Origin of the sequence: Sporolactobacillus terrae DSM 11697, from assembly GCF_000648615.1 — a bacterium.
Classification (GTDB): domain Bacteria; phylum Bacillota; class Bacilli; order Bacillales; family Sporolactobacillaceae; genus Sporolactobacillus; species Sporolactobacillus terrae.
The window spans coordinates 1-9,284 of the sequence record NZ_JFZC01000067.1 but is presented as its reverse complement, the minus strand read 5'-3'; the positions used below and the strand labels follow the sequence as shown (position 1 = coordinate 9,284).

13 protein-coding genes, 1 pseudogene and 1 riboswitch are annotated in these 9,284 nt (G+C 43.6%); of the genes and pseudogenes, 7 read left to right on the top strand and 7 right to left on the bottom strand.

Translation table 11 applies throughout. From position 1 onward, the window contains the following. Positions 1-6: 6 nt before the first annotated feature. From AA84_RS0113040 to AA84_RS17895, 3 genes are all read right to left on the bottom strand, one after another. Positions 7-306 carry a thiamine-binding protein gene (locus tag AA84_RS0113040; protein ID WP_028977568.1) on the bottom strand — a complete coding sequence of 100 codons (300 nt, stop codon included), beginning with the start codon at positions 304-306 and terminating at the stop codon, positions 7-9. 23 nt (positions 307-329) lie between these two features. After that, positions 330-770, bottom strand: a complete 441-nt coding sequence (locus AA84_RS0113035; RefSeq protein WP_028977567.1) for a peptidylprolyl isomerase — start codon at positions 768-770, stop codon at positions 330-332. Positions 771-1,483: 713 nt separating this feature from the next. Then, positions 1,484-2,137 (bottom strand): phosphatase PAP2 family protein, encoded by a 654-nt coding sequence (locus tag AA84_RS17895; protein WP_051578027.1) that lies wholly within the window; start codon positions 2,135-2,137, stop codon positions 1,484-1,486. A 99-nt stretch (positions 2,138-2,236) separates the two neighbouring features. Here AA84_RS17895 and AA84_RS0113025 point away from each other — a divergent pair, with 99 nt between their 5' ends. Continuing rightward, on the top strand, positions 2,237-2,683 hold the full coding sequence (locus AA84_RS0113025; RefSeq protein WP_028977566.1) for an OsmC family protein: 447 nt from the start codon (positions 2,237-2,239) through the stop codon (positions 2,681-2,683). Here AA84_RS0113025 and AA84_RS0113020 read toward each other — a convergent pair. Further along, the gene (locus AA84_RS0113020; RefSeq protein ID WP_028977565.1) at positions 2,667-2,999 is read right to left on the bottom strand and encodes a hypothetical protein; all 333 of its coding nucleotides are present in this window, start codon (positions 2,997-2,999) and stop codon (positions 2,667-2,669) included. The two genes, AA84_RS0113025 and AA84_RS0113020, sit on opposite strands and share 17 nt — an antisense overlap. Before the next feature lie 174 nt (positions 3,000-3,173). Between AA84_RS0113020 and fabL the strand changes: the two genes are divergently transcribed. Beyond that, positions 3,174-3,929, top strand: coding sequence for an enoyl-[acyl-carrier-protein] reductase FabL (gene fabL, locus AA84_RS0113015; protein WP_028977564.1), 756 nt, complete (start codon positions 3,174-3,176; stop codon positions 3,927-3,929). A gap of 88 nt (positions 3,930-4,017) precedes the next feature. Here fabL and AA84_RS0113010 read toward each other — a convergent pair whose 3' ends face one another. Continuing rightward, positions 4,018-4,572 (bottom strand): superoxide dismutase family protein, encoded by a 555-nt coding sequence (locus AA84_RS0113010; RefSeq protein ID WP_028977563.1) that lies wholly within the window; start codon positions 4,570-4,572, stop codon positions 4,018-4,020. Between the two features lie 129 nt (positions 4,573-4,701). Here AA84_RS0113010 and mscL point away from each other — a divergent pair, with 129 nt between their 5' ends. Then, complete coding sequence (mscL, locus tag AA84_RS0113005; RefSeq protein WP_028977562.1) at positions 4,702-5,169, top strand: large-conductance mechanosensitive channel protein MscL; 468 nt, start codon at positions 4,702-4,704, stop codon at positions 5,167-5,169. Positions 5,170-5,435: 266 nt separating this feature from the next. Then, the gene (locus tag AA84_RS0113000) at positions 5,436-5,711 is read left to right on the top strand and encodes a hypothetical protein (protein WP_028977561.1); all 276 of its coding nucleotides are present in this window, start codon (positions 5,436-5,438) and stop codon (positions 5,709-5,711) included. Here AA84_RS0113000 and AA84_RS0112995 read toward each other — a convergent pair. After that, complete coding sequence (locus AA84_RS0112995; RefSeq protein WP_028977560.1) at positions 5,708-6,199, bottom strand: NUDIX hydrolase; 492 nt, start codon at positions 6,197-6,199, stop codon at positions 5,708-5,710. The genes AA84_RS0113000 and AA84_RS0112995 overlap by 4 nt on opposite strands. 174 nt (positions 6,200-6,373) lie before the next feature. Between AA84_RS0112995 and AA84_RS0112990 the strand changes: the two genes are divergently transcribed. From AA84_RS0112990 to AA84_RS0112975, 3 genes are all read left to right on the top strand, one after another. Then, complete coding sequence (locus AA84_RS0112990) at positions 6,374-6,655, top strand: YdbC family protein (protein ID WP_028977559.1); 282 nt, start codon at positions 6,374-6,376, stop codon at positions 6,653-6,655. 245 nt (positions 6,656-6,900) lie between these two features. Continuing rightward, a complete protein-coding gene (locus tag AA84_RS0112985; RefSeq protein WP_028977558.1) occupies positions 6,901-7,815 on the top strand; it encodes a 1,4-dihydroxy-2-naphthoate polyprenyltransferase in 915 nt (304 codons plus the stop codon). A 145-nt stretch (positions 7,816-7,960) separates the two neighbouring features. Then, positions 7,961-8,087, top strand: a riboswitch (FMN riboswitch). Positions 8,088-8,277: 190 nt separating this feature from the next. Further along, the gene (locus AA84_RS0112975; protein WP_028977556.1) at positions 8,278-8,880 is read left to right on the top strand and encodes an ECF transporter S component; all 603 of its coding nucleotides are present in this window, start codon (positions 8,278-8,280) and stop codon (positions 8,878-8,880) included. Positions 8,881-9,027: 147 nt separating this feature from the next. Here AA84_RS0112975 and AA84_RS19445 read toward each other — a convergent pair. After that, positions 9,028-9,284, bottom strand: a pseudogene (locus AA84_RS19445) (group II intron reverse transcriptase/maturase); the annotation flags it as partial.

Below are 9,284 nucleotides of genomic sequence, written 5' to 3'. Positions count from 1 at the left end.
CTTTAATCACTGATTTGATTTCCGGTATTTTCCTACCTTTTCTTCAATCGATGTTCCTTGAGGGCGAAAATGGATCTTCACTTCTGCCGCAACTTCATCGGCACCAGCTTCAACCGTTGCGTAGACCGTCTTTTTCACCACATCTAGCAACTCGTCCAGTTCCCCTTCAAGTATCGTTTCGAGTGCTGTTACCTCATACTTTACACCGGACTCTTGAATGACCTTAATTGCTTCATCCACCAGTCCGTAGGTGTCCTTGTCCTTAGAAAAGGGCAAAATTTGAAGCCCAACATTACTGATCGGCATCGGTAAGACCTCCTAAAATTGGTTTATGCTTCGTCCCAGACCTTAACCGTTTTCATAACATCGCCATTTTTCATGGCCAATACTGTAGCCATACCGCTGATTACTTGTCCAAAAACCGTGTGCACACCATCAAGATGCGGCTGCGGCTCATGGACAATAAAGAATTGGCAAGAACCTGTATCTTTTCCTGCATGAGCCATCGATAGGGCGCCAGCCACATGTTTATGCGGATTACCTTCTGTTTCACACTTAATGGTGTAGCCAGCATCGCCCATCCCAGTACCCGTTGGGTCGCCACCCTGACTGACAAAACCTGGGATCACACGGTGAAAAGTTACACCATCATAGAAGCCGGAATTGGCCAGTTTTTCAAAATTTGCAACCGTATTTGGGGCTTCATTGGGGAAAAAATCGATCTCAATTTTTTCGCCGTTTTCCATCAGAATATATCCTTTTTTAGTCATCAATGATCCTCCTAGATTAACTACTTATCATCTGTTAATTTTAGCATAGGTCAAACATAAAACAAAAAAGAGAACCTAGCCATTAAGTCTCATTATCAAGTACATAGCCCTCGGATAATCCTTTTTTGCCCTACTGGCACAATCTAATGGTTTCATCTATGGAGCAATTTTCCTCTTCCTGATGCGAATTAGCTCAGAAATCATCATTCCGCTTGGCAGCTATTTAATGCAAGTGCATACAAAGCCAGAAGTTAGGGGTAGAGTTTTTGCATTACATAACTCAACATATTCAGGAGTGATGCAACACTCATATGCTTGCTTAGGCTATTTATTTGAGACATTTGGAATTCCTATAATAGGAATCCTTATAGGTGCAATTTCTTTTTCTTGCGGGCTAACATGGCTCCTTCAATTAAGAAGTGGAATTAAAAAGAATAGCCTATAATTGGGCAGGCCCTCTTCCTGTCCTTATTTTTTGCGCAAAAAGCTGCAAAAGAGAACTTTGTCGTCAAAAAAGGATTTTTGATTACAGAATGGAATACTATTCTTGGTAATGTGTTTACCGTCCCATCCCTGTATCTGCCGCTCAGGCTGACAACACCCGGGGTCATACTGTGAAAAGCTACACCATCATAGAAGCTATGAATCGGCCGATTATTCAAAAGTTTCAGCCGTATTTGGTGCTTGCGCCATAATGTGGGTCAAGTCGTTCGTTATCGCTTTCTATTATATACACTATTTAAAAGTAGTGCCGACAGCCCGACAAAGAAACCACCTGCGCAGTATCCAGCAAGGATATCGGTAAAGTAATGAACCCGAAGAAATGGGCGACTGAATCCAACCAGCAAAATCATGCTAAACCCGAGCACCACCCACAACACCCGAATCCATCTGCGTTTGATGAGCGGGAGAACCAATAAAATGAGCAGTCCGTATACGGTTGACGCATTCATGGCATGACCGCTCGGAAAACTATAGCCAGTCTCATGAACCAGATGGTGCATCGGCGGACGATCCCGCATCACCCAGTCCTTCAACACTGCATTTGTCCGGCGCTCCAGCAGAAAAAAAAGCGGCAGAATAATCACCGACAGATAGCGCTTGTACACTAACAGATACACCATAAAAAGTGCAATAATGACCGACAACCGTTTACCTGAAGCAAAATCAGTAAATCTGGAAAAAAAAGCTACGATTGACGGCGTTCGGATTGGATCAAGACTTTTAATCAATGCCCGATCTAAGGCTTGAACAGCCGGCTGGCGCACGGCGATAACCAAAATCAAAAAAAATAAAACGCAAGTCAAAGACAGCCACAGCCATGGTGTGACGGTATTGGATTGAAGCTCTTTTTTTCTTGCTGACACAAGCCCTTCCCCCTGCTTCCAAATGAATCGATTTATGGTACGATAACGTTAAAAACAATGCATGTCCCTTTTCTTATTTTAAGTTGGGAGCTGAACTTTATGACAGATTTTCACTTTAAACTTAAGGGAACGTGGAACGGATCATGGGATGGCAGCGGACAAATCAAAACAAACGGTCTCTCAACCGTTGTTTCCGTTGATCAATCGATGTCTGGAAAAGGAATCGGGACCAATCCCGATGAACTGCTGCTCGGTGCACTCGCCTCCTGTTTTTTGATCACGCTGGGCATTCGCCTCGATAAAGAAAAGATCGCTTATGACCATATCGCTATTCAAACACAAGGTGTTGTGACCAAGCGCGGCGGTCTCCATTTTGAAAAAGTGATTCACCAGCCAACCATCTACCTGTTAAAACCGTTCGATGAAACCGGCACTGACCGTCTTGAGTACTGTATCCATAGAGCCGAACAGGATTGTATGATCGCAAAAGCAGTTAAGGGCAATGTTCAGATCGACATCGAGCCTAAATTTATCGCTGTACCCTAGAAGCGCGGATGGTGTTATAAATTGATTTTCCCTTGCAAATGGCAACTTGAACACTTAGGATTGATTGCTTCGCTTGATTTACAGTGTCTTGAACTTTTCCCTTCTTTTGCATGATATCCGATTGAATGCGGGAAAGGTTCACCGTCAATGCTTCACTTTCTTTCACAACCTTTGCGGATTGATCCTGAAGTTTTGCACCGGTCTTTGATATTTTCGCAAGTGATCCATTCATTAAATGCGCTGTTTTCATCATAGAAATGACAAAAAAGATAATCGCAGCGGCAATCAGCACAAGACTTAGATAGACAATAACCATCGATTGGGCCCCTTTCTTGACGAAAAAGATTCTAATCGTATCATACCCTATTCCAGACAAAAGATCATGACTTCAAGCGTTCATTCATGTATTTTTTCTTGTCCTTATTCGAAACCTTTTGCTATACTTGATTCGATTTGTATACGAAGTAAGTTCAATTTAAAGGAGATTAACATGGTGAATAAAGTGGCTTTGATTACCGGCGGAACTCGTGGTATCGGCAAGTCCATTGCTGAGAAGTTTGCCCAAAACGGTTACGATCTGGTACTAAATTACGCCCGTAAAAGTACCAATGCGGAAACAGCCAAGCAAGCAATTGAACATCAATATGGTGTTTCGGTTCAACTTGTCAAGGCAAATATCGGTGAACTGGCACAGATTGATCAACTGTTTGCGGCAGCAGAATCTGCATTTGGACGGCTTGATGTTTTTATCAGCAATGCTGCATCCGGTGTTCAGCGTCCCTTGATGGAAATCACAGAAAAGCATTGGGACTGGACGCAGGATATTAATGCAAAAGCGTATCTGTTCGCCGCCCAGCGCGCTGCAAAACTAATGGACAAAAGCGGCGGCGGACACATTGTCGCACTTTCTAGTCTCGGAGCAGTGCGTGCACTTCCAAACTACGTTGTCGTCGGCGTGTCCAAAGCTGCTGTCGAGTCATTGACCCGTTATCTTGCCGTTGCCCTCGCCCCAATGAACATCACGGTGAATACGGTGTCCGGCGGTGCGGTAGATACCGACGCGCTCAAGCATTTTCCAAATCGCGAGGAACTGCTCGAGCAAGCAGCAAAACACAATCCGGCCGGCCGTATCGTTAAGCCTGAAGATCTGGCTGAAGCCGTCTACTTTTTGTGCACTCCGGCTGCATTTATGATTCGCGGCCAAACAATTACTGTCGACGGTGGACTGTCCTTACTGGCCGACTAAGAAAAACCAGGCATCGCCCAGCCTCTATACATTTATTCGACAAAAAAAGATGAATCGATCGTTGCGGTCGATTCATCTTTTTTTGTTTTCATTTAATGACGCCGCACAAGATCCTGTCCCCTGAGTTTCCAGAAGGATCAGTGACTTGATCGTCGCCTTTTTCATGAATAATTAACGCTGAACCATCAGCATCACGCAAAGAATTGGGTTTCCCTTCTTTTAAGGTAACCATCGAATTGAAAAGAACCGTTTTCACATGACCGTGACGATCCGCAAAGATATTGACCATATCGCCTGCATGCGGACCCATTGGATTCTTTAATCCATGTTTCTTATTTTCCGGATTAAAATGAGCACCGGCAGACATGAAGTCAGGAGGCGTACAACTTCCGTATTCATGGAAGTGAATGGCATGAATGCCGGGTGTTAATCCCTCTGCTTCCAGCTCGATACGTACCCCTTTTGCTGTTTCACTAAGTTTTGCTGTACCCATTTCCTCATTTTTGGCATTGATCAATGAAACAATCAGTTTGCCGTTCTGAGCATCTTTTGCATTAGCGCTTAAATGCGGATGGTGCACAAAGGCAATGACGATAAGTGCAAGCATTGCACATAGGGCATAAATCAGCTTTTGATACTTCACCCGAATCAACCTCCTGAGCATAGAATGCGCCGATTGATCCGGTTTTACTCATCTAAATGTGGATTTCTTTTAATAAAATGTCGAAAATGCTATGATTTACGTTATAATACTTGACCAGGGTGGGTGTATATGAAGACATTAGACGAATTTAAAAAGTTTCTTGCACGGGGAAATGTCATCGATCTTGCGATTGGGGTAATTATTGGAACCGCGTTTGGCAAAATCGTCAGCTCGCTTGTCACAGATGTGATCATGCCGCCAATCGGGCTGCTGCTTGGCAAAGTTGATTTCAGCAGTCTATACATCAATTTATCGGGACACACATACAGCAGTTTAGAAGCAGCAAAAAAAGCCGGTGCACCAACAATAAATTATGGTGTTTTTATCAATAATGTAATTAACTTCATCATTATCGCATTTGTCATTTTCTGTGCCATTAAAATGTTGCAAAAAGCGACTCCGAAAAAAGAAACCGCTGCGATAACAAAGACTTGTCCATACTGCTTCTCCTCGATCCCGATCAAGGCAACGAAATGTGCGCACTGTACTGCAGATCTTCCGGATGAATCAAATCAACAGCCGATTCACACACATTAACCTGTTGAATAAGGGTGTTTCAAAGTCGAAAACAGACGTTTGAGACACCCTTTTTCGATGCATAAATGCTGAATCAAGCGCTCAGGTGCAGGCTTCCTGTGCGAGCCGCGAGCCAAGCGACCGGAGCGCCGTTTACATTTATTCGAGCCCCCCTTGCGAGACAGCCAATTTTCATATAAAAATTAGCTCTGTTTTCTCAATTTCTTCTAAAGCTTATGTATAATGAATAGGAAGAATGAAATTGATACAAAGGATGTTCATCAGACATGGATAAATGGGTTATGCTCGGTCTTCTTTTTCTAATATGCAGCATCGTTCTCTATTGTTTCCGCAAAAAAGCATTTTTGACACGACTCAGCTTGCAGCACATGAATAAGCCTGTACGATTTCTCACGACTGTGAGTATCATCCTGTTCATTGCCGGTGTTTATACCGTACTTTCCCCTCTGCTTACCGTCATGATGGGCGCCGATTACTGGATCCTTTTTATCATCGGCATACTTGGTTGTCTAATGCTGCTTATTCTGCTTCTGCTTCCTTAACGCAGGACTCTATCGTGAAGTGGACGAATTTCTGCGCGGACAATTTCGTCCCCCTCAAAGGTGCAGTGGTAATCTGCCGGGCGTTTTGTTTCGTCAAGCGTATGTTTCAGAAAGAAACGGATGGACGGAACAATTCCAAAGTTATCCTCAGAAAGAATCCAAGAAATATCCTTTAATGCCAATATCCCCTCACGTGTCGCGCGTGGTAAATCCATAACCGCTTGCGCTGAGATATTGGCAAGGAACACATACATTCCTTGTGTCGGTTCTTTGTCTGGTTCCCAGGTTACAATCCCTCGAAACTGCGGATCATGAACGACAATTCCTGTTTCTTCCCAAATCTCACGAATCACGCACGCTTCAGGTGTTTCTCCCGGTTCCAATTTTCCTCCAACACCGTTCCATGCTCCCTGCCAGGGTGATTTCTGCCGATTAATCATTAATAGCTGCTCATGAATTTTTAAAAAAGCAATGGTATATTTTAACACGGGCACACAACTCCTTGATGCGTTCCTTTAAATAAAAGGTTTCTTGCAGTAATTATAACAGAACGTATCAAGATCAACTTTGAAAAATTCAGATAAACCATTGACAGAACATTTGTTTGCTTTTACAATAATATCAGAACATTTGTTCAAATCATTCGAAGAGGTGATTATACGATGGCAGATTCAAATTCAGAAGTAACATTCGCTATTGTTGAGCACTATGGCGTGCTTGCAACGGAAAACAGCGGTTGGACAAAGGAGTTTAACTTAGTCAGCTGGAACCAGCGCGAAGCAAAATACGATATACGCAGCTGGGCCCCTGACAAGAAAAAAATGAGTCGAGGCATCACGTTGACCGGCCTTGAGTGCGACACGCTTAAACGTTTATTAAACCGACACCCCCTATCCGCTTCAAACCCTTCTAACGGAACACCTGTCCAAACTTCCCAGTCCTGATCTTCATTGAGCCCGCTTCGGTAGCCTGTCCATCGATCTTCAAATTCAAGCGTGCAACACAAATTTCCCAATTTATACGAATCATTCCCCTCTTCATATTGACACCTGCTTCTCGATTCCATAAACTAAAAAAGAACAAGAGTATGTCAATTTAGTGACAATTCTCAGCATTTTTCGTGCGTGAAATCTATGAATCTGCTAAATTGTTGCATAACAGTATCTTTTAATTGTGGGAGAGATTAATGATGGGGGAACGAGCACTCGAAAAAAATACCGGCTTTAAAAAATGGTGGTTTATGCTCCGACCGCATACCTTATCTGCTTCATTTGTACCGGTAGCCCTTGGAACAGCACTTGTATTACCAGTAAAAAGTCCCAATATACGTTTATTTGTTGCAATGTTGATCGCCTCAATGCTGATTCAGATTGCAACGAATCTTTTCAATGAATATTTTGATTATAAGCGCGGGTTGGATGATGAGCATTCCGTAGGGATTGGCGGCAGCATCGTGCGGGACGGCTTTCATCCAAAAACGATTCTCAGACTCGCTTTTGCACTCTGTTTTACCGCAATGCTTATTGGTGTTTATATTTGTGCCAACAGCAGTTGGTGGATTGCCTTGGTTGGCTCAATCTGCATCTTGACGGGATATCTCTACTCCGGAGGACCTTATCCGATCGCCTATACCCCTTTTGGCGAACTCATTTCCGGCTTATTCATGGGGGTGTTTATTATCTGGATTTCATTTTTCATCCAGACGGGAACCCTTACGCTTAACTGCATCCTGATCTCGATTCCGATTGGCCTGTTGGTTGGTGGCATTAACATGGCCAACAATATTCGTGATTTGGAAGGCGATCAAGCAAAAGGCCGGTTGACGTTGCCAATCTTGCTTGGTCGACAAAAAGCAATCAAGGTGCTGGCAAGTGTATTCGCCTTTTCCTATGCTTGGATTATCGGCCTCATGGTCTTTCATGTTGAATCGGCTTGGCTGCTGATTGTTTTTGCCAGCCTGCCTAAAGCCATTCAAGCTGCCAAACGTTTTCAGATGAAGACAAAAGCAATTCAGATGATGCCCGCAATGAAAGCAACCGCCCAAATGCAGACCTTGTTCGGTATCCTTCTTTCCATAGGGGTTGTGCTTGATCATTATATTTAATCATTTCGAAACGAACGTACTGCTGCAAAATGGCATGTGGATTTAGCCGGCCTTCGTTGTGTATTCGGTCATTCACGGAGAGACAATGGATGATGGCTATTGTTGTTTAATCAATTTTGGTGTATACTGATTTTGTAATTGAATAGTGTTCCTTCAGGGCAGGGTGTAATTCCCGACCGGCGGTAATGGCAAATGTCAGAGTCCGCGAGCCGAAAGGCAGATCCGGTGCGAATCCGGAACCGACAGTAAAGTCTGGATGGAAGAAGGATGATGTGACGCGTTTATTTGTCGTTGTGCGTATTTTTTCGTACGCTTTTGAAACGTTGATTTTATTGAGCCCAAAGGAACTTCCTTTGGGCTCTTTTGACGTTAAGATTCTGTAAAAGCGTATTGATAGCACCGTGTAAATTCAGTTACACGTCGCATGATCCCCAAAATGTAAACGTATATGGGGGTATTTTGATGAACACATCTTTGAAAAAAATGGTACTTATCTCACTGTTGTCTGCACTTGGCTTTTTAATTATGCTGATCGCCTTTCCAATTCCGCTTTTTCCGGTCTTCCTTACCATGGATTTCAGTGATCTGCCTGCACTCATTGGCGCAATTATTTTAGGACCAGGAGCCGGAATCGCAATTGAAGCGATTAAGAATATTCTCCATGTCCTGCTTACGGGATCGCTTACCGTCGTTCCTGTTGGCGAATTTGCCAACTTTGCTGCTGGAACGATTTTTATCTTGGTTACTTGGGGCTTTTACCGGAGAAAAAGAACAGCTCTCTCGCTTTTGTTCGGCATGATTACAGCCACGCTAACAATGACCGTGATTATGGCGGTCATCAATTATTACTTTATTTTCCCAAGTTATGCTCTGTTTCTCGGATACAGCATTGACGCAATGGTTGGCATGTCACAATCGGCAAATCGCAGCATCCACAGCCTGCTGACCTTAATCGTGTATGGCGTTATGCCCTTTAATCTACTAAAAGGTGCCGCTCTCACGTTAATCATGATTCCGGTCAGTGCACGGTTGAAACGGTTTATTGACAAGCGTATCGCAGCTTGAGGAAAATGATTTTTCTTCATATATAATAGAAGGAAAATTTTTGTGTCACGCAACCATTGAACATCCCTAATCGAGTAGGAGGAAACCTTCGGTTTCCGACCTCTCACACCACCGTACGTACGGACCCGTATACGGTGGTTCAATAACTTAGGCACTTTGAATAGACTGGAGCATCTTGGAAAGGTTAATCAATCCAAGATGCTCCAGCTTTTCATTCGTCAGGGTGTAACAAAGCGTCTTGCTGTGGGCTGTCCGCCAGTAACCCTTACGGGTATTGGCGCAGGTGAATGCTTGTGCTTCAGACATCCCTAACTTTCGGAGCTTCTTGAAACGGGTTTTGATTTTCTTCCATGACTTCCAGATATATTGACGAATTCTCGAGCGGAGCCACTCATCCAAGCGTT

What these genes read in the sequence shown, in the direction of transcription:
- AA84_RS0113025 (WP_028977566.1), top strand. Translation starts at nt 2,237, where the DNA reads ATGACAGATTTTCACTTTAAACTTAAGGGAACGTGGAACGGATCATGG.
- AA84_RS0112975 (WP_028977556.1), top strand. Translation starts at nt 8,278, where the DNA reads ATGAACACATCTTTGAAAAAAATGGTACTTATCTCACTGTTGTCTGCA.
- AA84_RS0113000 (WP_028977561.1), top strand. Translation starts at nt 5,436, where the DNA reads ATGGATAAATGGGTTATGCTCGGTCTTCTTTTTCTAATATGCAGCATC.
- AA84_RS0113035 (WP_028977567.1), bottom strand. Translation starts at nt 770, where the DNA reads ATGACTAAAAAAGGATATATTCTGATGGAAAACGGCGAAAAAATTGAG.
- AA84_RS0113040 (WP_028977568.1), bottom strand. Translation starts at nt 306, where the DNA reads ATGCCGATCAGTAATGTTGGGCTTCAAATTTTGCCCTTTTCTAAGGAC.
- AA84_RS0112990 (WP_028977559.1), top strand. Translation starts at nt 6,374, where the DNA reads ATGGCAGATTCAAATTCAGAAGTAACATTCGCTATTGTTGAGCACTAT.
- AA84_RS0113020 (WP_028977565.1), bottom strand. Translation starts at nt 2,999, where the DNA reads ATGGTTATTGTCTATCTAAGTCTTGTGCTGATTGCCGCTGCGATTATC.
- AA84_RS0112985 (WP_028977558.1), top strand. Translation starts at nt 6,901, where the DNA reads ATGGGGGAACGAGCACTCGAAAAAAATACCGGCTTTAAAAAATGGTGG.
- mscL (WP_028977562.1), top strand. Translation starts at nt 4,702, where the DNA reads ATGAAGACATTAGACGAATTTAAAAAGTTTCTTGCACGGGGAAATGTC.
- fabL (WP_028977564.1), top strand. Translation starts at nt 3,174, where the DNA reads ATGGTGAATAAAGTGGCTTTGATTACCGGCGGAACTCGTGGTATCGGC.